Here is a 20,520-nt window from a genome sequence, read left to right as displayed (position 1 = left end):
CCATGATCCCAACCCCGCAGAAACTCCCCCCGCGACTCAGGCAGACGGAAATTCCCCACGCCCTCGCCCCCGGTGTTGAAGGTCGTCCCCAAATAAGCCGCCAGGTCCGGATAGGTCGCAGCGCTCTGCACACTGCCATCCACCTCCAGGAACCCCGTCGGCACCGTGCCCTTGGGAAACGGCACCATGGCCCCCACCGGCAAGGCCGACATGTTCTTCAGCAGCGCTTCGATCTCCGCCTTGGTGTAGGTCACCGACTTGGTATAGGCATCGGTGATCCCATACTCGGCCAAGGTGCTGCGAATTTTTTCCGGCGGAATAGAATCACGGACGATCACCTTGATCGCCGCCAGCAACTGATCATGCTCGGCCTCGGCCGGCGCCTTGCCACCTGCACGAATCACATTGAGCATTTCGTCGGTAACCGCGTTTCCCCATTCCGAGGAAATCAGCGAGCCGACTTGCCCAGTCACCGGGTTCTCATCGACAAACTTTCCGTTCACCAGCCCTACGCTGGCAACACTCTTCGGATAATCCACGTTGTCTAATCCTCTCTAGTCATAGTTGATATACACCTGGGTATGCGCTGGTGTACTGCGATGGATAAGGCATTCCAGAGCGCTCCCCGGGTTCATGCCAAAACGTTCGCCCCAATAGCTCGCGCCGAAGCGCCGGCCCAGTTGCAGGCGGCCGCCGGTGTTGAGGGTCCACATGAAGTTCGCCCGCCAGGTGCCAAAGTGCGCGTGGCCAAAGCGTGAACGCCCCATGCGCGGGGTGCTCAGTTCGCTGACGCTGGCATTGGGATAACCCTGGCTGCGGGCGATTTCGACGAAGTAGGCGGCGCGCTGGCTGCCCACCGCCAACAGGCGTCGGCGCACGGCCAGGCGCCGGTCTTCGAATAACGGAGTCAGGCCCAGGCAGGGATCGGGCAGGTCCATGACCTTTTCCCAATCCGTCACCAGCTCGCTGACGTTGGCCGGGTCCATTTCGTTTTGCAGGTCCACGGCCCGGGCGTCGATGCGTGCCAGTTCCTGGGATACGCCCTGCAACACGCGTTCAAGCTCTGGCACCCGCTCCGGGTCCCAGGCCGGGCCGCTGGGCAGCAGGCTGCGCAGCTGGTCCTGGTATTGGGCGGCGCTTCTTATTGCTGCCATTCGCAACCTCCAAACACCAGCAACTGGTTGTTGCTCGCCGGTACATCGGCCAGCGGCGCCAGCAAGCGGTGATCGTGCTCGCCGGTGGCGCTGCTGATGGCCTCGCTGATGTGGCTCAGTAGCAAGCTTTCCCCAAGGCCGGCCTCGCGGCTGTGCAGGTCCCGCAACTGGTCCTCGACCGCGGCACGTACCGCGCTGGTGTCGGGAGTCAGGCGAAGTTTGTAAGCCACCGGCCGCATCACCGGCGCCAGCACATACACCTCGGCAGTCACCGGACGCAGGGCTTCGATATGGGCCAGAACCTGCGCCAGTTGCTCAGCATTGGGGATCGGCTGCGGGTCGTCGTCACGCATGACGAACAGGCCCACAGTGCCCGGCCCCAGGTAATTGCGTCGACACCAGGCACGGGTGATCCCCGGGCATTCCAGGGCCCAGGTTTCGTAGTCGTCCGCCGAGCCGCCGTGGGGAATGATCCGGTATGAACGGATCACCCGGGCCCGCAGGGACTCAAGGCTTTCTTCGGCCACGCCACCGCTCAGGCCCGGGGACAGAACGGTGAAGGGATTGCTGATGCCTTGCACTGGCTGCACCGCAATCAGGCTCAAGCCGGCGTCGGCATTGCCCAGGGCGCCGCCGTCGACCGCCTGGATCGTGGTGCTGTTGAGCCCGGCGTGGGTGGTACGGGCGGCAGTCACTTTGTAGCTGCGACCATCGTTGCTCTGCAGCAGGGTATCGAGGTCCAGCACCGCACCGGCTGCCGCGTTGAAGCTGACGCTGCCACTGGCCGCCTGGGCGGTCTTGCGTGGCTGGTTCAGGCGCAAGGCGGCGATACGCTCCAGAGTCGACTCATCGGCCTTGTCCGGGAGGATCTGCTCGGCGATCCAATCCAGGTAGCCATACAGGCCAAAGGCGGCGCCGCTCAGGGTTCGGGCCAGCACTTGGGCATCGGACTGGCGCAGCGAATCGCTGGCCAGGTCGCTTTGGGTGCGCTTGATCAGCACCGGCAGCGAAGGCGTTTCAAACGGCATAGGTCACCTGCCAACTGTGAATGGGGTTGATGTCCAGGCGCTCACCGTCGGCCAGGATCAGTACCGTGCGCAGGTTCAGGCGCTGGGCGTCGAGGCGCTCACTAAGGATCTCGACGGCGTTGCAGTGGCCATCGTCGATCAGCCATTGCAGGGCCTCGCGGGCATAGAATTCGGCGTCGAGCTGAGTCTGTCGGCTCAGCTTGACCCGGCGCAGCAGCCACAACCGCGAACCGATGCGGTCGTCGGCCACGCTGGGGAAGCTGTCGCCCCACCAGCCATAGCGCTGGTCATCGTCGAGGGCATCGTCATCGGCGGCACGGCGCCAGGTGAACAGGCTGATTTCCACAGCCCGGGTCAGGGCGTTCTTCAGGTCATAGGTGGCGAACATGCTTAACCTCCCACAGGTACGCCGGTCTGCCCCGGGCCGGGTTGCACGCCGCTGTGGACGTGATTGATCTGACTGATGCCAGCGGCGATCTGATCTCCTTGGGAGACAATCTTGCCGCTCTGGGTCAGGGTCGGTGTGTCGATACTGACGCCGCTACTGGCGCGGACATTCAGGGCCGCCGTGTCGATATTGACGCTGCTGCTGGCGCGGATATTCATGGTCGCGGTGTCGATGTCGATGATCCTGCCGCGCTTGAAGTGGATCTTGTCGCCCTCGTCGGTGTAGATCGCTACCTCGCCGGCGGCCAGGGCTTGCAGGCGATAGCGCCGGTCAGCCACCACCAGCACCACGGCGTGGGAGCGGTCACCACCGAGAAAGGTCGCGATGCCCTCGGCGCCAGCCAGGGGGTTGCTGGTGAAACCATAGGGCTCGAAGTGCTCCATATCGTCATTGACCTCGCCGGCGGTGAGGCGCATTTGCAGCGATTGCAGTTTGTTGGCCGAGTTGGCGAGCACCACGGTGCCTCGCGCCAACAGGCGTGTCAGTAGGCTCATGCTGGTTTCCTTGGGGTGTAGGAGCCGGCTTGCCGGCGAACCGGATTTGCGCGGTTGCAGGCAGGACGCCTTCGCCGGCAAGCCGGCTCCTACGGGTGGGCGCGGGTTTCAGGTTTTCGGTGGTGTCGGGTTAGCGTCGAAGGTGTCCGGCGGTGCCACCTGCAAGGTGGTGATCGAGCCCTGCTCGGACAGCGACCAGGTGACCTTGGAGATCAGCATGTAGCGGTCGAAATCCAGCACCGGATCGATCACCCGCACCAGGGTGTTGTGCTTCCACAAGTCGCCATTGCTCTGGCGCCAGCCCTGCACCTGGTAGGTGGTGGTCAGGGCCTTGCCGGTGCGGGTGCCGCACTCCCAGTCGGCCCGCTGCTGAGCCAGTTCGGCACTCAGTTGCGCGGCTTCGTTGATCACCGTCACCCGCTTGCGCGAAACCCTGGCATCGTTGGCTTGGCCAGAAATTTCGCTGACCGCGACACCGCTGCTCTGATTGCTGCCCTTGTGCTGGCCAATCACCCGGTATTCGGAAAACACCGCGGAAAAATCCATCGTGGCATTGGCCGAGAGGATGTTCTTGCCCAGCTCCAGTGTGTCGCTGGCCCGCCCGCCGCTGCCCGGCGCCGCCAACAGCAGATACCCGTCGGCGTCATCGGTGGAGAACACCCGGTACAGGGTCAGCAAACGGTCGATGGAGGCGAACACCGTCTCCCCCGGCACGATGCTGTGGGTGTGCAGCTTGCTGGTGGGGGCAATCTCACTGCGTACCCCGACCCCATAGGAACCGGCCAGGGCTCGAACGATGCTCAGCACATCCTGCTGGCGCCACTGGCTCGGCCGGTTGATTGCCGCACAATCCACCAGATCCTGGGTCAGCGAGCTGCCCTGGATACTCAGGCTGATCTGCTTGCCGTCGTAACTGATCGGCGCCTTGTAGACATGCCCGGTGAGCACCAGGTCGCAACCGATACGCACCTGGCAGCGCGCACCGGGGCGGATCCGCACTTGCTGATCCTGCCCTGGCCATTGCCAGGTGATGTTGAGGTTGAAGGTGCGGAACTGACGCTCCAGGTCCGCGCTGATCTCGACGCTTTTCCAGCCGCTGTAATCCAGCCCGTCCACCGTCAGGGTGACAATGTTTGCCAGTTCGTCCATGGGTCACTCCCGAGCGATTTGCAGGTCGGCCGGCGGCAAGAAGCCCGGGTGGGCCACTCGATTGCGCTGCACCACTTCACCCACCCGCGTGGCATCGGCAAACCGCTGATAAGCCAGGACCAGCGCCGGCATGCTGCTTTTAGGGCTGAGGCTGATCAAGCGCACTCCCGACGAGGCCACGGCATTCAGGTGCCCCTGCACTTGCTGGCGCAGGGTGTTGAGCGCCTGGTAATGCACCGCATCGGCCTTGAGCGAGGCTTGCCAGATCAGCTCGTTGAGCTGATCACGCAGGGCCAGCACATCGTCGGCCACCGGCACTTCCAGGCGTTGCACCGGCTGACTGGCCTGCTGCGTCAAGGGCGGCGTGCTCGTAAGCTTCACCACCGGCGTGGCGACCGGCAAGGCCGATACCAAGCGGCCGATCTGCACCAGCAAGGCATCCTGCACCAGGTTGGCCACCGCCTCGGCCGCCGCCGTGGTGTCCTTGCCGGTGGTCAGCTTCGGCGCATCGATGCGCCTGGCCGCCTCCACTTGTTGGGAAATATCGGCGAGCATCTGCCGATAGCCGCTGCGGGCAAAATCCTCAAGCCCGCGCACATCCTCCAGCAACCCCTTGAACTCCGCGCTCAGCTCCTTGGGTATTTCCTTGACCGCCTTGACCAGGGTGTTGAGGTCGCCATAAAACTCGATCAGCGGTTTGAACTCGTGCTCGATGACCTGATACACCTCCGTCAGGCCCTGGCGCAAAGACGCCACGCCAAGGCGAGCCTGCTTGATCAGGTTGGTCGCGAACTCAAAACGCAGCACTGCTGCGCCCAGCAACGTATCGCTGGCCACCAGCACCTGCTGTTGAGTGTTGACCACCGCCGCTGGAAAGCGCACCGGCTGGTCCGGGTAGAACTTCAGGCTGAAGGTCACCAGGCCGCCATCCTGGCGGCTCTGGGTCATCTCGCATTCACCGACCTTGACCTGCATCCGCCCAAGCCAGGGGTGAACCAGCTCACCACGGCCCTCCTCCAGGGCCTTGAGCAGCTTGTCACGCTGCTCCAGGCAGTCGGCGCCGACGATGAAGGCCGTCAGATCGTGGATCTTTGCCTGTTGGCCAAGTCCTTCGAAAAACGGCTGGTCGCGCTGGGGGTACTCGTGCAACTGGCCTTTCTGGCCCACCGGGGTTTTCGCCTGGTCGACCCAGAAAGCAACACCACGAAAAGACGCCGGCAACAAACGATCACGCCAGGAATCAGGCATAGGAACCTCCTAGAGAAAGTGAGCGATAGCCGATGGTCGAGTCCACATTGAGGCCTGGCTGATTAGTCTTGGCCTGATCCACCCGCAAGCCCACAGGAGCGTTGGCAAAGCTCACAGTGAGGCCACCTTCAAGCTGGGTTCGGTTGTTGGCAGCGGTTTGTTGCAGTAGGGAGCTAGAGCTCTGACTCAAGTTCCCGGACAGCAGTGAAACACCGCCGAACTGATCCCTCCCTTGGCCGAAAAAGCCAGAAAGCCGGGGGGCTTCTTCAGAAGCGGATGAGTCCAGGCCAAAGAAGCCCTGAACACCCTCGGAAGCCGACGTGATCACCTTGCCGATGCTGCCGAGCAATTCCTTGATGGGGGCAATGACAATGCGGAGCCGCTCCCCCCATTTGGCAAACCAATCGGGAAGGCCATCCCAAAGCTCGCTCACCATGTCCAGAGGCGACCAATCAAATAGAGATTTGAACTGCGCCAAAATCTCTGAGGCCAATTTTCTAAGTGAGCCCCCAAGACCGGAAAGATAGTTTTCTAGAGGACTCCAGACAGAACTGAGCATCTCCAGAGGATTCCAGGCGAACACCGCTTTCAAATCCTGGAACCAACTCAGGGCGCCACTTTTCATACGTTCCCAACAACCGCTGAAATAACCCGTGACGGCATCCCAATTGTTGATCAGCAACGTCAATGGGCTCCAACTGAATAGCCGTTTTATGCCACCCCAAGTCTTTGCAGCTGCCCCTATAATCGCCAGCCAGAGATTCGCGAAGAAGTCCGTCACACCTGCCCACAAACTACTGAGCAGAGGTTTCGGCGACCAGTCGAATATCGACCTGAAGCGCAGCCACTGTACCTCTGCATAATTGCTAATTGAGCTCCACAACTCAGAGAAAAAGCTTCCGATAGCAGCCCACCCCTTGGCCAAGGCCTCGCGTGGACTCCAGTTCAGCACGCTCTTGATCCTGTCCCAGTTGGCCACGATCAACCCTGCGACCACCGCAATCACTGCTGCGGCGATCCCTAAGGGCGAAGCCAGTACACCGAAGACTGTGGCCGCGCCCAGAGCAGCAGCGGTCACCACCGTAAACGCCACTGCCGCTGCGGCCAGTCCTTCCACCAATCCTGGATTGTTAGCCACAAACTCACCAATGAAGGTGAGCATTGGCTGCAACTTCGTCACCACATTGTTGACCGTCGGTAACAAGACCTCTCCCAGGTTCTGTGAGATTTTCTCGACCGACTCATCGAACAGCTTGAGGTTCTTCGCCGTGTTGCCCACAGCACCCTCAGCATCCAGCGCTCCCATGGTCTGAGCGTGTATCACCGCCAACTCGTTCTCGACATTGATTGCCGCCTGAACACCACTGACGAAAGGAGTGAGCAACCCTGCACCCGCCACCAAGGAGGAAAAATTCAGGTTGCCGAGACCATTGCTCTCCATCTGCTCCCTGAATTTGCTGACTTGCAGACGCACCCCTGTCAATTCGCCGTCCAGCGCCTTGGCCTCAACAGCAACCCCCGTCGCGACCTCCGCCACCGGATTGCTGGCTTGCCGGTTTTTACTCACGTTGGCTTTTTTTTGTTTCTTCGCCATCACTGCACCTGCTGCATCGCATTGATCCGTTGCGCGTGCTCCAGGGATTCCCGGAGCACATCCAGTGGCCTGGCCATCATCTGTTCGGGGTCGACCTTCCAGAACCAGGCCAGGTCATAGGCGACAGCGATCAGGTCGGCGATGGCTGCGATGCCGCACTCATGAAAAAACTCGCCACCGCCCAGCTCAGGGCGTTGAGGTCTGCCAGATCCAGCTGGTTCACCGAGGACGGTGGAATGCCGGCGCAGACCGCGATGTACTTGGCCGCGACATCCATGTCGAGGCTGACCTCTTCGCTCTTGTCGATCTTGTACGGCAGCGCCTTGATCGCCCGTACTTCCTGCACCGTCGGGCGGCGCAGAGCGAGTTCAGCCAGCGGCTCGCCGTGGGCCTCGATGGGCACCTGCAGCTTGACCAGGTTACTCATTGCCAGGTCCCCTTCTGCCCTTCGAAGTTCAGCTCGATGGAGGCGTCGTCGCCCTTGGCCACCGGCTCGTCCACCAGGTAGGCGCCAGCCAGCACGTAGACCTTGCCGTTGGCGAACTCGCAGGTGACGGTCATGTCGGAACCGGCGATCAGCTGCTTGAGCGGAAAGTCCGGGGTGTGCAGCGCCGTCACTTTAAACGACGGCGTCAGGTCGGTTTCCTTGTAGAAACCCGGCACCACGGTTTCTCGTTTGACGGCCATCAACGGCGCTTCGCAGCCACCGCTGATGGTCAGTTGAGCGCCGTCCACTTTGACGTAGCAGGTGCCCGCAATCAGTTGACCCATGATGTTTCTCCCAAAAAATAAGCCCGCTCAAGGCGGGCTGAAAAAGCGCAGTGATGCTGGTTCGGCTCAGGCCGCGGCGTCGTACTGCAGGCGGAATTGGTTGAGCAGCGCGAACACCCGCAGGCCGTTGATATAGTCCGGCGGGAACAGCACGTTGACCCGGCTCGGGTCCTGCACGTCGCGCTCGACGATCAGGTGCTCGGCGAACAGCTCAGCGTTCTCCACATGGCCTTCCAGCTCCAGCTTGGCGTACTGGGCGATCAGCTCACCGCGAATGGTGCTCGGGGTGACGATCGGTTGGCCGGCGCCGAAGCGAGTGCCATCGGCGGCCAGCTTATGGCGCCCGTACTTGCTGGTGATCACGCTTTGCAGGCGACGCACGATAAACGCCGACTGGTGCATGGTTTCGCTGTCCAGGTAGGAGTTGTCGGCCTGGCCGTAGGCGTTTTTCTGGTAGGTGGTGATCGCCCGTTGAATGCGCAGGTAGCCGCCTTCGTAGTAGGCGGTGGCGATGCCGTAGTTCAGCAGCGACTGACGTTCGGTCAGCGTGAAACGCTCGCTGGCTGGAGCGGGATCAACGCCTGGCAGGCTACCGCTCTGGGTCGGACGGCTGGCGTCGGCGGAGATGAACACCGACGTCCGTGCAGCCAGGGCTGCGGCCTGGACCCAGACCGGTTGCGGCACGCCGGTTTCCAGGGCCTGGATCGTGATGTGCTGATCGTTGCGTGCCTGACCGGCCGCCACCAGGGTGCCGACGGTGCCACGCTTGGCGCTGTAGACGTGACCGAACAGTTGCTTGGCCCAGGACCAGCGACCGGTGCTGTCATCCATCACTGCTTGCCAGGCATTGAGGCTGGCAGTGTCGGTCCAGGGCATGCAGATGAACTCGAAAGGCTCGTCGCCCAGGGCCGCCAGCGCCGCAACCTGATCCGGCACACCAGTGCCACCGGCCAGCTTGCCGACCACCAGGGTCAGGCCGGCCGGAGTCTGCTCGCCATAGCTCTTGCCCAGGCGATTGAGCTGCAGGCTGATGTCGTTGCCACTGTCGCCGGTCCATTTGGCGTTCAGGGTCACAGTGCCCTCGGCCGCGGTGGCGGTCACTGGCAGATCCACCGCCGCGTTGACCTTCAAGGCCAGGGCGCTGGCGGCCTGGGCGGCAGTCGCGCCGCTGACGATGGACGCCTGCACCCGCACACCGCCGACATACAGGTTGAGCAGGCCACTTTCGCTGGCGCTGCCGGTGATTTTCACCTCGGCCTTGGCCACGCTGCCTTCGGTGCTGTGCAACGGCAGGCACCAGATTTCGCCCGCCGGGTCGGTCTTGCGCCAGGTTTCGTACATCGAAGCGAGCATCGAACCTTGGCCACCAATGCTCTTGGCCAGGGCCACGCTGGACACCAGCACCAGCTTGCCGAGGTCGTCACCGGTCTGCTTGTCATTGACTTGAGCGACGATCAGACGGCGCATGGCCGAGGACGCGCTATTGGCCGCCGAGTTGTCCATCTCGGCGTAGAACAGCGGAACACGGATGTCCGCCGGGATATTGCTGAAACCGATCGCCATTATTTGGCTCCTTGAGATTTCGCCGCTTTCACGGCCTTGCTAGTGATATCGCCATCGGCCAGACGCCGGCGCCACCAGGCGTTGTCCGGCACTTCACGGCCGGAGGCGGGCAGCAGATCGCCGGCCTCTGGGTCTGGTACGGCACGGCCGGCGACCGGCAGCACAGTGATGCGTTTGCTCATTGCTTCAGCTCTCCTGAAAAAGTCAGCTCCAGGCGCCCGTCGGGCCCTGGGCGTTGCAGATTGGGGTCCGCCGGATCGATGGCATCGACCCGCACCGTGACCCCGGTAAAGGACGGCAAGCCGTCGAGTTCACGTTCATGCCAGGTTTCCGCCGGCTGGCTGGGCAAGTTGCGTCCCAACTGGAACTCGGCGAAGAAGCGCAGGCGGTAGAGCAAGCGTGTGGCGTCGAGGGACACCAGCTCGCCGCCGTCGTATTCGATTAGGTTGTACTCGGCGCCGGGCTTGAAACCGACCAAGGCGCGCCAGACTTCGGCGCGCAGGTCGTGCAACGGATTCAGCGCTTTTGTAGGGTCAGTGGCGCCAAGTGCCAGGGCGACTTCAAAACGATCGCGGATGGTCTGGCGAATGATGTTTTGCCCGACGCTGGCGGTGGCCAGGTCGTTGATTGGCGCCAGATAGGCAATCGGCATTGATGCACTAGCGCCTGAAGCAGAATCGGGATAAGTGCCAACAACGATGCGCCCCGTAAAGCTGGGGCACTGAGCTTGTAGCTGATCAAGAACAGTCGTGAGTTTCATCACAAGACTCCTGGAACTGAATTCACCAAGGTATTGGCAAGGCTTCTGCCACCCTCTTCGTGCTGACGTTGAGGAACGAAAACCTGGGCGCCGTCCAGTGCCCATTCAGGGCGACCAGGCTCCAGCGCTGCCCCCGCGGGAAGCGGTGGTCATAGGTTTCTCCGGGGCATGAAAAAACCCGTCGAGACGGGTTTCAGAAAAGTGGCCTGGAATCGCTGCCGCAGATTTATGGCGTGGGGCTTTCAAAATGCCTCGGAAAATCGCCTTCGGCGCTCAGGCCTGGGCCATCTGCCTGGCTCACTCATGCCCCGCAGGCAAGAGTTCACTACCGGCCTTGAGCCCGGACTGCAGCGCCGTCCAGAACTCGGCATTTTCATAGCCCACCGCCCAGACGCTGGTGCCGCCCAGGCCCAGCTTGGCCACCAGTGCGGTCTTGGTCTTGATGCTCGCGGCGTCGTCATACCAGAGCACCGGTTGCGCGCGCTCCTGTGTCCACTCCACGCCATCGGCGAAGTTTTTGACCGGCCCCCAGGTGGCGTACGGAGTGGCGGAAACGGCGTCCAGATGAGTGACGGCGCGGTGTTCGGCAATCACTTCCTGGTAAGCCGACCAGTGCACCCGGTTGCCAATGCTGTAGTCCTGACCGTAAGCCGGCAGCCCGGCCAGGACCTTGCTCGCCGGGACTCGGGAAACCGCATAGCTGAGCAGGGCCCGCTGCCAGTCGGCACCCGACTCCGGGCCGGGCCAGACTTCATTGTGGAAACCACCGCTGCTCCAGCCCGGCCCGACCTGGTCGTAGGTCATGACCTGGAAGTAATCCACCGCCGCGCCCAGGGCCTTGTAGTCGTAGCCTTGCAGGTACTCGGGCTCGCGGTCGCTGGATTTGGGCGGGATGCTGATGATCAGCTTCTTGTTGCTGGCATGCAGGGCGTTGCCCAGGGCTTTGACATAGGCGGAAAACGCCTTGGCATTCCTCGGTTCGACCTTTTCGAAGTCCAGGTTGATACCGGCAAAACCGCCCTCCTTGGCCAGCGTCACCAGTTGCTTGATGCTGTCGGCACTCAAGCTCTTGTCGTTGACAATGGAGTGGGAAATGGCCGGGTCGAAATCACCAATGCCTTCGTTGTAGTCGGAGACGGTCGGATACAGCGGCAAGGACTTGGACTTGGCAAAGCGAATGATGTTTTCGGTAGTTTCGTTCATCCCGTCCTGGTGCAACTTGCCGGTAACCGTCAAACCGTAAGTGCTGCCCAGACCGACGGCGGAAAGGTTGCGGTAGAAGGCTTGCAGATTGCCGTAGGACGCTTCGACCTGGCCATCGGTGTAGGCCAGGACAAAGGGCCTGGCATGGACTGCGGTTGCCAGCAACAGGGTGCAGCTAGCGATCAAAGCATGGAAAAAATGCCGGATGCCTGTCATCGAGGCCGGCATGCTGATACCTGGGTTCATGAATACTCCTGCGGGCTTGCCGCATGGCTGGGAAGGAACAGAGTCAGGGATCAAGATCGATCCGATTGAGCATCTTGCGAAGGTGGCCGGCGGACGCCGTTGATGAGTTAAAGCGGCACCACTCTGAGCGGTTTTTTTGCAGTATTTTTCTTGGCCTTGGCCTTGGCTTTGCCTTGCTTGCCGCCGTTGCACTCGACCGTGGTGCTCCACCCGGACGGGTTGAACATCTGCTCCACCGAGTCCACCAGGTATTCGCCATCCAGGCCGGCCTTGAAGCCCTGGGCATTGATCAGGCGCTCGGCGAACAGGTCGGTGCGCCCCGGCATCTCCAGGCGGACGCTGGCGTTGCTGCGGTTGAAGGCGGCCAAACGGGCACTGGCCGCCTGCTCGGCGGCGGACTTGTTCGGGTACAGGTGCCGTTCGGTGTGCACCGCCGGTACGCTGTCCGGGGAGTTGCTGTTGCTCAGGTCGATGACCCTGAGCTTGCCGCTCTTCTTGTCCTGATGTTTGGTCTGCACCGCCTTGTGGGTGCTGGTGTCACTCAGGCGAAACTGATAACGGCTGACGTCGCGGCGGCTGAGAGTGACGACGCCCAGGGCCTTGCCACTGGCACTCAACCCGGCCTGACGGGGCAGGACCAGCAACTTGCCTTCGGCCACCTTGGCGGTGCAGTCGTACTGCCGGGCCAGACGGGTGATGAAGTTGAAGTCGGACTCATTGAGCTGATCGATCCGCGGCACCTTGGTGGCGACTGGGCAGATGGGCGCCCAACCGTTGCGTGCCGCCAGGTCGCGGACAATCTGCGCCAGCGCCACGTTTTCCCAACTGCCACTGCGGGTAGTCTTGCCGCTGCCGCGCATATCGCTGGCCTTGCCGCGGATCTCGATGGAGTCCGGCGGCCCGTTCACCACCACTTCATCGACCGTGTAGCGTCCCAGCCGGGTCAGCGGCTGGCCAGCGTAGCCGAGGAAGATTTCAATGCTGGCGCCACGACTGGGCAGCGCTACTGCCGAGTCACGGTCATCGATACGCAGTTCAAACTCGTCCGATTCCATCCCGGGCTTGTCCGAGGTGCGCAGTGTCAGCAGCCGGTCGTTGATCTGCGCCGTGATATCCCGACCATCGGCAAGGATTCGAAAGACTGGGGTCATGACCTGTGCTCCAGAAAATGAAGCCCCTGTACGCGCCGGGGCCTGTTGATTGGAGGCAAAGTCAGTCCCATAGCTGAACCATCGCCTCTGTACGAATCGGCAGGTCCGGTAGCAGGATCAGTACCCCCGCGCGAAACGGCTGTGGCTCATCGGCCAGGCCCTGGTTGGCGTCCAGCACCGCCTCGACACTGCCATTGAGGTGCCCGTAATACTGATGACACAGGGTGTCGAGCAGATCACCGTCAGAGGTTCTGCAGGTCGTTGCCATAGCTCACAAACTCCAGTGAAAAGCCTTGTTTGCGTGGAATGCCGCCCGCCAGCAGGTGGCTCTGGTCCTCATCGATACTGGTGAGACACCAAGTACCCAGCACCTCGCCATAGCCCGTGGTCAGGCTCAGGGGCAGCAAGCGACGGCCAATACTGCGCAACGTCTGCAACTGGCCCAGCCCGCCCTTGAATCCTGGAAAGACCGCCCCCTTGAGCGAGATCCTTTCTTCACCCAGGCCCACTGCCTGCTGGGCAACGCCGCGGGTCAAACGCTCCTGGCCCGCCCAGCGAAACCCGCTCTGGCGGCGCAACTCATCAAAGGCCGCAGTATCGAGGTTGAAGTAGTAAGGCTGCGCGCCGGCACCCAGGGGCTGCAGGATCAGCAGGTGCGGGAATGGCTTCACCGCCTCGGCCGCCGGAGTGTCCTGGTCGGCAAGTGCCGCGCTGGGGAAAATGTTGCCCAGGGATGGGCTGATTTGCCCACCAATCCGATTGATCGCCGCGCCGGCCTTGGCGACCTGTTCCTGCAGCGCGCCAAGACGCTGCTGGACCTGCCCGGCCACCGTCACGGCCTGGCTGTACTTGGCCGCCACCTCACCGACCACCGACTGCGCGGAGCTGATGCTGCGCATCGTGCGTTGCAGCTTGGCGCCCAGCGCCGGCCCGACAAAGGGCAGGTTTTCCAGCTCCAGGGCGGCGCCGCTGATGTCGCTGATGGCGCCGTTCATGGGCCCCAGCATTTCATCGGCGCTGCGCCGCCCCGCCTCAGCTGCTGCCACCAGGGAGCCAAGCCCCGATTGCAGCTGTTCCATGTAGGCCATGCCCTCTCCTTAAACGTGTGCCGCGTCGAACAGCTGGCGAGCGGCAGCCTGGCGGCTGAACTCATCGAACTGCCAGCGCAGATGCGGTTCCAGTTCCCGAGCCAGTTGCGCAGGGTCGCGCACATCGCCCTGGACCGAGATCGACAGGTTGGGCGCGAAGCTGAACTGCTGCTCGATCATCGGTGGTACCTGGGATTTGAACGACTCCGGCGCGGTGATCGTGGCCGGCGCTGCGGTGGACGACGATGGACTGGCCATCGAACGCACAGCCTGCCCCATCAGCGGGGGTGTCTGGCCTTTCTGGAAGGACTTGGCGATGTCGCCCATGACCGGCGGGAGGTTCTGCCCGGCGTTGCGCATCATCAGCGGACCGGCTGCGGGCAGCTGCTTGAGCGACTCGTCGGAGCCGAACATTGCCTTGCCAGCATAAGAACCCAGAGCGCCGCCGCCCCAGTAACCAAGAGCGCCACCGATGACGGTACCTACAGCGCCCCCAAAGGCGGTTCCAAGCCCAGGTACGACAGAGCCAATAGCCGCCCCGGCAGCAGCACCCATTTTGGCCCCGACCCAAGCGCCCGCTAACCCTCCTGCCGCGCCACCATAGCCTTCAGCCTTCTCGTCGCGGGTCTTGGCATTCTGGTAGGTATCTGCCACCTGAATACCGGCATCTAGCACCGACAGTAAGGGCCCACCGATCTTGGGTAGCTTTATGTTCCTGATCCGTGACACGACCCAGTTCAGCGCTGTCCGCCCCATGCTCAGCGCGCCATTGGCAACACGGCTTATACGAGCCGGGCTTAATGCACTTTTCAGTGTCTGGAAAATCCTACTGAACATGCCGGGCTTGGCCTTCGCGCCACCGGGGCGATTGCGACCCGTGTTGCGCTTCTTGTTCCTACCGCCGTTGATGTCGTAATCGCCCGCTCCCATTCCCAGTGCGTTGGTGACAAATACCCGCTGTACAAACTTGGGGTCGATCTTCAACCCACCTCGCAAGACATTCAGCAGGCCCTTGCCCATGGTGTAGACGGCCATCAGTTTTTTCACCGCCACATAAGCGGCGCCCAGGGCGGTCACCCCCAGCACCAATGACGGGGCCTTCTCCGCCAGCTCGGTCAGCTTGCCGACCACCACCGTGATGCTTTGGGCCACCAGATCCGTGGCCGGGCGCAAGGCCTCCCCCACGGCAAGCATGCCACCGTCGACTGCCTGCTCGGTTTCCTTCCACAACTGCGCGGAGGCTTGCCGACGCTCGGCCAGGTTCTTGTCGATAACCCCCGAAGCACTCAACGAATCCTTCTTCACTTGCTCGTACTGCTGCCGGCCCTGGGTGTGAGCGAGCAAGGCCGCCTTGATCTGCATATCGGTGAACAGGTCACCGGTGCGCAGGGACTCTTCCAGAGCCTCAAGCATGGCCTTGGCCTTCGCCGGGTCGGTTTCCTTGCTGATCTGCGCCTGGGCCTCGGCCATCTTCGCCGCCTTGGCCGGGTCGATGGCCCTGACATAACGCATGGCCAGGGCAAAGCTCGCCTCCAGGCTCGACATGCCCTTCTGGATACCGGTGTTCAGCGAAGCCTGATAATCAATGCCTGCATCCTCGTAGGCTTTGACTGCCTCACTGGAACCGATTTTCCCTATCCAGTTCTGTAGTTGGCCGGCGGCCTCATCTGCACTGCCAGCGGTGTTCATCTGTACTTGCAGCATCGCCCCCAGCTGGCTCACCGCATCCAGACCGGTGAGCCCCTCCCCGCCCGCGCTCTTGAGCAGTGCCGGGAGCAGGCGCGCCATGTCGGCGGCCTCGAAATTGCCCGCCTGCCCCTGCAGCGCAATGGCCTCCAGAGCCTTCTCCATGACCTTGGGATCGCTGATCCCGGCCTTCAGCTCAAGGGCCCGCATCAGGTTCGCCGTGTCTTCAACACCCGCGCCCTGGCCCACCGCGAACCTGGCTGCCAACGAGGCGTAACCTTGCGCCTTGTCCAGCGACATGCCGTTGGCAGTCATCTGGCCCACCAGCGCGGCCACCTCGTTGCGGGCCATTCCCGTGTCACGTGAAGTCTGAATGACGGTACGACTCAGTTGCGCTTCCTGAGGCTGGTTGGCCACACCGGCCTTGATCGCGATGTCGCGGATCAACGCCTGATAGTCGGCACTGACCTTGACCGGAACGGCCAGCTTGCCGATACCGGCCTTGGCCAGGCCATAAGCTTCCTTGAAATCAGCCTTGCCCTGGCCGATCTGCTGCAGCCCTCGGGCCTGCAGAGCCGAGCCCCGGGCCACATTACCCAGCGCCTGATATTCCTGACGCAGTTTATGCACCTGCACACCCTGCTGGCGCAGCCCGTCCCGACTCTCTTCCAATCGGCGCAACAGCCCGGCGGCGGAAGCAGCGCCGGTGTCATGGGCCTTTTTCCATTCATCCTGCAGGCGCAGGGTCTGGCCAATGGTCTTTTCCAGCACCCTGGCCTTGCTGCCCTGCTCCTCCAGCTGCTTGATCCGGCCTTCCACCGTCTTGAAGGCGGCGTCCCACGTCGAACTGAGGGCAGTACCTATCACCACCAGCTCCGATACCTGCTTGCTCGCCATCTGTTTCTCCTGCTCTTTGGGTGACGGGCTCAATCCGTGAGCCACCAGACCATGTCGGAAAACCTCATGGTCATGATTTCCTCGGCGGCGAAATGCAGCTCGCTGGCGAGCCGCTTCGCCGCCATTTTCATCACCGCAGGATCAAAGCTCGTCGTCTTGCACCAGGCGAAAATAGCCAGCCTGCAGGCGTTGGTAGTCCTTGAGCGCCATGCCCTCCAGGTCCTTGGCGCTGATTTGCGCCAGGCTGGCAAACAGCATCAGCTCGCGCTGCTCATCATCGCCAACAGCCCCGGCATTGGCCGCACGCACATCGCGCACGGTGGGGGCGCGCAAGGTGACCTTGTCGCAGACCACGCCATTCATCTCCACCGGCTTGCTGAGGCTGATCACGACGTTTTCCGCACTCAGGGTCATCCAGGTCGGGATCGTGTTGATTGCTTGAGACATGCGGGGGGTTCCTTACAGGCCGAGGGCCGAACGTTGAGCGGCGAGCTGGTCGACGCCGTTGATCACACGCTTCATGCCCAGGGCGTCGATCTCATAGATCAGGCGACCGTCGACTTCCAGCTTGTAGTAGGTCAGCGCCACGTTGTGCTTGACCTCGGCCTTGTCGCCGGATTTCCAGTCGCCCATGTCGACCTCCTTGAGCAGGCCACGCAGGGTCACGATCACTGGAGTGACCTTGCCCTTGAGGCCCTTGAAGGCGCCACGGAACACACCATTGAAACCGCTGCCGTCGGCCAGGCCGAACATCTTCAGCGACTCGCGGCGCACACCGGTGGTGGTGAAGCCGGCCTCTTGTTTCTCCATGCCCATGTCCAGTTCCACCGGCACATCCATACCGCCGACACGATGTTCCTCGGTCTTGAGGGTCAACTTGGGCAGGGTCAGGCTCGGCACATCGCCTTGAAAGCTGATGCCATCGACGAACAGGTTCATGTTCGCCAGGGTTTCGGGAATCATTGCCATTGCTGCTGCTCCTTAAGCGGTTTGTTCGAGGACTTCGGTCAACCATTGATTGGTGACCTCGACCCGGAAGTTCGGGTTTTCGGCCGGTGGTACGTCGGTGAAGCGGATGTTCCAGTACACCTTGCCCTGCTCCAGCTGGCTGGCGGTGTTCAGCTCGGTGTCGGCGTAGACCTCGAAGTTGATGATCGCGCCCTGGTTCTTCAGATCACGCATGAACGCTTGCAGGCCCTCGGTGACATCCTTGACGTAAGTCGCGGTGATCGAGCGGTCGACGGCCCATTTGTGGCCGTAGAGGATCGCGTCCATGACGATGTCCATGGTCCGCACCCGGGTGACGAAGGCCCACTTCGGATCGCTGGCCAACGTGCGGTTGCCCCACAGGCGGAAGCCGGCGTCACGAATGACGGTGGTGATATTGGCGTTGTTCAGCAGGTTGGCGCGGCAGGTTTCATCGCCGTCGAGGAACTCGATCGGCCGCGTGGTGCCGGTGATGCCGACAAACTCCTTGTTCGACGGCGAGGCCCAGAAGCCGTACTCGTTGTCGGTCCAGGCGAACAGACCGGCGACCCAAGCCGAGGCCGGCGCATCGACGGTGGCGCTGGCGCCGTTGTCCCAGTGCTGAATACCCGGATCGACCATGTAGGCGCGCTTGGCGCCGAAGTTCTTGGCGTAGGCCATGGCCGCTTCGTCGGTGGTGTTGGGGCCGTCGAGGATCGCCAGGCCGCGCAGCTTGTCGGCCAGGGCCACCAGGGCAGTGCCGACCGCCAGGGTCGAACTGTGCTTGGGGGTCACCAGCAAACGCGGCTGGGCGTTGAAACGGCTCTTGCCGTCCAGCAGCGCTTGCAGGCCGGTGCGCTTACCGTTGGCCAGCACGCCGCCGATGATCGCCGAGGTCTGCTCTGCCGTGTCCGCCACCTTGGCCACGCCACAGGCAACGATCACCGCCTTGGCTCGCTGGTAGATGGCCTGGCAAGCCTTGGTGATGGCCGCATCCGGGCCCCAGGCGGCAATCGCCTCGCGCTCGTTGGTGATCAGCAGCAGGTCATTGGCCTTGGCGCTGAAGGCCGGAGCCTCGGTGAAGGTGTCCACCAGGCCGATGATCGAGGACGTCGGCAGCGAGATGGTGCGTGCGCCGGTGTCGACGTTGGTGACGGTAACGCCGTGGAAAAAACCACTCATGGATAAACTCCAGACATGAAAAAGCCCCGGGTGAAGGGGGCTGTAAGGGATGTTTGGTTAATGGGAAGCGGGAAAGAAAACGCCCCGGCGGTGCGGGGCGTTTATGGGGTTTGCTCGATGATCCAGGATGGTGCCACTGGGCGGTGTTCGGTTTGTGGGAAGTCCGGGGATTGTGGCCAGTCGCGCAGGGCTTGCAGGTATACAAGCAGCTCGTTGAATTGCTGATCCGAGAGGTTGGTGGGTGCCTTAATTTCAAGCTGATCACGGTGACGATCGCGCAACCAGATCACCGCCGCCAGCTCGGCCAGGCGCCAGGCTCGTTCATCATTCAGGTTGAAGGGTTCGACTATTGCCTGAAGTGCTGGTGGCAGTTCCAGGGCGACCGCAGGAGCCGGACGCATGCCCTCGATCACATTCGCCAAGGCCAATGCATCGATGTCGGGAGTAGTTAAGATTTCTTGGGGGATATAGTGGTTCAGCGTCACATTGCCCCAGTCGACAAGCATGGTGCCGGCGCTGGCCGACACCGAGAGAACTTTAAATCCGCTCACAAGATATTCCCCTTTACTCGATCGGGGCTATTGCCCCCTTCAAAGATCAAGTTGTTGCCATTTTTTTCAATCGAATAGCCGCCGGCCCCCGCCGGATTGGTCGACGCAGCGCCAGGGCTACCCGGCGCACCACCTGCACCACCATTCCATCCAGCCGTATACCAGCCACCAGCGCCACCGGCATCCAGACTGCCCGCTGTTGGATAGCCATATCCGTAAGTCGAAACTTGATACATGCCACCACCTACGCCGCCAGGACGCCCTGCACCGCCACCGCCACCGGTATGCAGTACGTTGGGCCAGTAGGCATCCCCACCACCGCCGCCGCCACCGAAAATGTAACCGTTGCGGTTATCCAGCGTTGCTGGGTAGTCAAGTACAAAGGCTGTGGCGCCAGGCAAGGGGCGGGGAGGATAGGCTCCCGCACCGCCAGCACCACGGATGTGGTGTTCATTGACGATTTTCAGCGTGGAACCTGGTGGAAAAACACCCGTTCTCAATGAATACCCCGCACCACTGCCGTAGATCATTGCACGGTTGATAAAGAGGTAATTTCGCGCCTTGGTCGGTTTGCCCATGAGGTCAAAAATGCTCGCACCGGCTCGCTCTACTGTGTTGATAAACACAAAAGTTCGCCGCCAGACCGTGCGCCACCCACTTTCGGTTTTGATGAACAACTCCGCCCCCTCTCGCCAGCCCTCTGCAAGCTTTACATAAGGCATGACACCAGGCCGGTAACCGCCATCCAGTTTTACGTGGAAGTTCATTAGGGCTCCTCGTACTGTAGCCAAAGCGTACCAACCGAGCCGTCAGTTGGTTTAGGAGCAAGAGCAGAATGGATAAAACGGCCTGAAAATGCAGTCTGCAGCTTCTTAGGTGTGACAATCGTAGAATCATCGGCCCCAGTTCGTACCTGAAGCTGAGTCGCTATTTTTGCCGTGCCTCCCACTGTCTCTGTTGCAACTCGCCAGGACAGTTTGAGCGGAGTAATAAACGTCGTGTTGTCAGTGCCCTCGTCTATCTGTGCCTGAGTTGCCACTCTCGCAACGCCCGCGATGGCTTCGGTAGCCTGAGATGGCAACGCTGCATGTAGTTTCTTGGGTGTGACGATCGTGGAATCATCTGTTCCTGCTAGCACTTGAAGCTGAGTCGCGACTTTTGCTGTCCCCCCAATAGTTTCTGTTGCAACTCGCCAGGACAGTTTGAGCGGGGTAATGAACGTCGTGTTGTCGACGCCCTCATCTATTTGAGCCTGGGTCGCAACTTTTGCCATGCCCAAAACAGCCTCTGTCGCCTGTTTTGGTACGGAGGAGATGAGCTGATCTACTTCAACTTTTGAAT

23 protein-coding genes are annotated in these 20,520 nt (G+C 61.8%); all 23 read right to left on the bottom strand.

The genetic code is table 11. From position 1 onward, the window contains the following. Positions 1-539, bottom strand: a 539-nt coding sequence (locus GV818_RS16965) for a phage tail protein (protein WP_372242099.1), incomplete at its 3' end; no start/stop codon positions are given. Between the two features lie 15 nt (positions 540-554). After that, positions 555-1,154, bottom strand: coding sequence for a YmfQ family protein (locus tag GV818_RS16960; RefSeq protein ID WP_161757908.1), 600 nt, complete (start codon positions 1,152-1,154; stop codon positions 555-557). Next, positions 1,142-2,182: a baseplate J/gp47 family protein gene (locus GV818_RS16955; RefSeq protein WP_161777042.1), complete on the bottom strand. Its 1,041-nt coding sequence runs from the start codon at positions 2,180-2,182 to the stop codon at positions 1,142-1,144. Before GV818_RS16955 ends, GV818_RS16960 begins: the two co-directional genes overlap by 13 nt. Then, positions 2,172-2,570, bottom strand: coding sequence for a phage GP46 family protein (locus GV818_RS16950; RefSeq protein ID WP_053149330.1), 399 nt, complete (start codon positions 2,568-2,570; stop codon positions 2,172-2,174). The genes GV818_RS16955 and GV818_RS16950 overlap by 11 nt, the downstream gene beginning before the upstream one ends. Before the next feature lie 2 nt (positions 2,571-2,572). After that, the gene (locus GV818_RS16945) at positions 2,573-3,124 is read right to left on the bottom strand and encodes a phage baseplate assembly protein V (RefSeq protein ID WP_161777041.1); all 552 of its coding nucleotides are present in this window, start codon (positions 3,122-3,124) and stop codon (positions 2,573-2,575) included. A gap of 108 nt (positions 3,125-3,232) precedes the next feature. Continuing rightward, positions 3,233-4,273, bottom strand: a complete 1,041-nt coding sequence (locus GV818_RS16940) for a phage baseplate assembly protein (RefSeq protein ID WP_161777040.1) — start codon at positions 4,271-4,273, stop codon at positions 3,233-3,235. A gap of 3 nt (positions 4,274-4,276) precedes the next feature. Further along, on the bottom strand, positions 4,277-5,521 hold the full coding sequence (locus GV818_RS16935; protein WP_161757912.1) for a DNA circularization protein: 1,245 nt from the start codon (positions 5,519-5,521) through the stop codon (positions 4,277-4,279). Continuing rightward, entirely contained in the window at positions 5,514-7,115 is a 1,602-nt protein-coding gene (locus tag GV818_RS16930) for a phage tail tape measure protein (RefSeq protein ID WP_161757913.1), read from the bottom strand. Before GV818_RS16930 ends, GV818_RS16935 begins: the two co-directional genes overlap by 8 nt. A 130-nt stretch (positions 7,116-7,245) precedes the next feature. Continuing rightward, positions 7,246-7,542: a phage tail assembly protein gene (locus GV818_RS16925; RefSeq protein WP_161757914.1), complete on the bottom strand. Its 297-nt coding sequence runs from the start codon at positions 7,540-7,542 to the stop codon at positions 7,246-7,248. Beyond that, positions 7,539-7,886 carry a phage tail tube protein gene (locus GV818_RS16920; RefSeq protein WP_161757915.1) on the bottom strand — a complete coding sequence of 116 codons (348 nt, stop codon included), beginning with the start codon at positions 7,884-7,886 and terminating at the stop codon, positions 7,539-7,541. The genes GV818_RS16925 and GV818_RS16920 overlap by 4 nt, the downstream gene beginning before the upstream one ends. 66 nt (positions 7,887-7,952) lie before the next feature. Continuing rightward, positions 7,953-9,449 (bottom strand): phage tail sheath subtilisin-like domain-containing protein, encoded by a 1,497-nt coding sequence (locus GV818_RS16915; RefSeq protein ID WP_161777039.1) that lies wholly within the window; start codon positions 9,447-9,449, stop codon positions 7,953-7,955. Further along, positions 9,449-9,631: a DUF2635 domain-containing protein gene (locus GV818_RS16910; RefSeq protein WP_047302105.1), complete on the bottom strand. Its 183-nt coding sequence runs from the start codon at positions 9,629-9,631 to the stop codon at positions 9,449-9,451. Before GV818_RS16910 ends, GV818_RS16915 begins: the two co-directional genes overlap by 1 nt. Beyond that, positions 9,628-10,209, bottom strand: coding sequence for a phage tail terminator protein (locus GV818_RS16905; RefSeq protein WP_161757918.1), 582 nt, complete (start codon positions 10,207-10,209; stop codon positions 9,628-9,630). Before GV818_RS16905 ends, GV818_RS16910 begins: the two co-directional genes overlap by 4 nt. A 297-nt stretch (positions 10,210-10,506) precedes the next feature. Next, positions 10,507-11,658 carry a glycosyl hydrolase family 18 protein gene (locus GV818_RS16900; RefSeq protein ID WP_161777038.1) on the bottom strand — a complete coding sequence of 384 codons (1,152 nt, stop codon included), beginning with the start codon at positions 11,656-11,658 and terminating at the stop codon, positions 10,507-10,509. A 107-nt stretch (positions 11,659-11,765) separates the two neighbouring features. Next, positions 11,766-12,809: a phage late control D family protein gene (locus GV818_RS16895; protein WP_161777037.1), complete on the bottom strand. Its 1,044-nt coding sequence runs from the start codon at positions 12,807-12,809 to the stop codon at positions 11,766-11,768. A 61-nt stretch (positions 12,810-12,870) separates the two neighbouring features. Continuing rightward, positions 12,871-13,077: a tail protein X gene (locus GV818_RS16890; protein WP_161757921.1), complete on the bottom strand. Its 207-nt coding sequence runs from the start codon at positions 13,075-13,077 to the stop codon at positions 12,871-12,873. Next, the gene (locus GV818_RS16885; protein ID WP_161757922.1) at positions 13,052-13,897 is read right to left on the bottom strand and encodes a phage tail protein; all 846 of its coding nucleotides are present in this window, start codon (positions 13,895-13,897) and stop codon (positions 13,052-13,054) included. Before GV818_RS16885 ends, GV818_RS16890 begins: the two co-directional genes overlap by 26 nt. A 9-nt stretch (positions 13,898-13,906) precedes the next feature. Further along, on the bottom strand, positions 13,907-16,480 hold the full coding sequence (locus GV818_RS16880; RefSeq protein ID WP_161777036.1) for a phage tail tape measure protein: 2,574 nt from the start codon (positions 16,478-16,480) through the stop codon (positions 13,907-13,909). Positions 16,481-16,621: 141 nt separating this feature from the next. Then, the gene (locus GV818_RS16875) at positions 16,622-16,927 is read right to left on the bottom strand and encodes a phage tail assembly protein (protein WP_161757924.1); all 306 of its coding nucleotides are present in this window, start codon (positions 16,925-16,927) and stop codon (positions 16,622-16,624) included. A 12-nt stretch (positions 16,928-16,939) separates the two neighbouring features. Then, positions 16,940-17,449 (bottom strand): phage major tail tube protein, encoded by a 510-nt coding sequence (locus GV818_RS16870; protein WP_015634355.1) that lies wholly within the window; start codon positions 17,447-17,449, stop codon positions 16,940-16,942. A gap of 12 nt (positions 17,450-17,461) precedes the next feature. Continuing rightward, positions 17,462-18,628: a phage tail sheath subtilisin-like domain-containing protein gene (locus GV818_RS16865; RefSeq protein ID WP_161777035.1), complete on the bottom strand. Its 1,167-nt coding sequence runs from the start codon at positions 18,626-18,628 to the stop codon at positions 17,462-17,464. Between the two features lie 101 nt (positions 18,629-18,729). Beyond that, on the bottom strand, positions 18,730-19,179 hold the full coding sequence (locus tag GV818_RS16860) for a phage tail assembly chaperone (RefSeq protein ID WP_372242098.1): 450 nt from the start codon (positions 19,177-19,179) through the stop codon (positions 18,730-18,732). Continuing rightward, positions 19,176-19,946 carry a hypothetical protein gene (locus tag GV818_RS16855; protein WP_161777034.1) on the bottom strand — a complete coding sequence of 257 codons (771 nt, stop codon included), beginning with the start codon at positions 19,944-19,946 and terminating at the stop codon, positions 19,176-19,178. Before GV818_RS16855 ends, GV818_RS16860 begins: the two co-directional genes overlap by 4 nt. Between the last annotated feature and the right edge of the window lie 574 nt (positions 19,947-20,520).

The sequence above is a fragment of the Pseudomonas sp. Fl4BN1 genome (genome assembly GCF_009908285.1).
GTDB lineage: Bacteria > Pseudomonadota > Gammaproteobacteria > Pseudomonadales > Pseudomonadaceae > Aquipseudomonas.
The sequence above is the reverse complement of the archived record's forward strand: the minus strand, read 5'-3'. Positions and strand labels throughout refer to the sequence as shown.

Coding starts and splice junctions, on each gene's coding strand:
- GV818_RS16945 (WP_161777041.1), bottom strand. CDS start 3,124: ATGAGCCTACTGACACGCCTGTTGGCGCGAGGCACCGTGGTGCTCGCC.
- GV818_RS16935 (WP_161757912.1), bottom strand. CDS start 5,521: ATGCCTGATTCCTGGCGTGATCGTTTGTTGCCGGCGTCTTTTCGTGGT.
- GV818_RS16875 (WP_161757924.1), bottom strand. CDS start 16,927: ATGTCTCAAGCAATCAACACGATCCCGACCTGGATGACCCTGAGTGCG.
- GV818_RS16905 (WP_161757918.1), bottom strand. CDS start 10,209: ATGAAACTCACGACTGTTCTTGATCAGCTACAAGCTCAGTGCCCCAGC.
- GV818_RS16920 (WP_161757915.1), bottom strand. CDS start 7,886: ATGGGTCAACTGATTGCGGGCACCTGCTACGTCAAAGTGGACGGCGCT.
- GV818_RS16940 (WP_161777040.1), bottom strand. CDS start 4,273: ATGGACGAACTGGCAAACATTGTCACCCTGACGGTGGACGGGCTGGAT.
- GV818_RS16930 (WP_161757913.1), bottom strand. CDS start 7,115: ATGGCGAAGAAACAAAAAAAAGCCAACGTGAGTAAAAACCGGCAAGCC.
- GV818_RS16960 (WP_161757908.1), bottom strand. CDS start 1,154: ATGGCAGCAATAAGAAGCGCCGCCCAATACCAGGACCAGCTGCGCAGC.
- GV818_RS16955 (WP_161777042.1), bottom strand. CDS start 2,182: ATGCCGTTTGAAACGCCTTCGCTGCCGGTGCTGATCAAGCGCACCCAA.
- GV818_RS16900 (WP_161777038.1), bottom strand. CDS start 11,658: ATGAACCCAGGTATCAGCATGCCGGCCTCGATGACAGGCATCCGGCAT.
- GV818_RS16885 (WP_161757922.1), bottom strand. CDS start 13,897: ATGGCCTACATGGAACAGCTGCAATCGGGGCTTGGCTCCCTGGTGGCA.
- GV818_RS16925 (WP_161757914.1), bottom strand. CDS start 7,542: ATGAGTAACCTGGTCAAGCTGCAGGTGCCCATCGAGGCCCACGGCGAG.
- GV818_RS16915 (WP_161777039.1), bottom strand. CDS start 9,449: ATGGCGATCGGTTTCAGCAATATCCCGGCGGACATCCGTGTTCCGCTG.
- GV818_RS16880 (WP_161777036.1), bottom strand. CDS start 16,480: ATGGCGAGCAAGCAGGTATCGGAGCTGGTGGTGATAGGTACTGCCCTC.
- GV818_RS16950 (WP_053149330.1), bottom strand. CDS start 2,570: ATGTTCGCCACCTATGACCTGAAGAACGCCCTGACCCGGGCTGTGGAA.
- GV818_RS16855 (WP_161777034.1), bottom strand. CDS start 19,946: ATGAACTTCCACGTAAAACTGGATGGCGGTTACCGGCCTGGTGTCATG.
- GV818_RS16895 (WP_161777037.1), bottom strand. CDS start 12,809: ATGACCCCAGTCTTTCGAATCCTTGCCGATGGTCGGGATATCACGGCG.
- GV818_RS16865 (WP_161777035.1), bottom strand. CDS start 18,628: ATGAGTGGTTTTTTCCACGGCGTTACCGTCACCAACGTCGACACCGGC.
- GV818_RS16890 (WP_161757921.1), bottom strand. CDS start 13,077: ATGGCAACGACCTGCAGAACCTCTGACGGTGATCTGCTCGACACCCTG.
- GV818_RS16870 (WP_015634355.1), bottom strand. CDS start 17,449: ATGGCAATGATTCCCGAAACCCTGGCGAACATGAACCTGTTCGTCGAT.
- GV818_RS16910 (WP_047302105.1), bottom strand. CDS start 9,631: ATGAGCAAACGCATCACTGTGCTGCCGGTCGCCGGCCGTGCCGTACCA.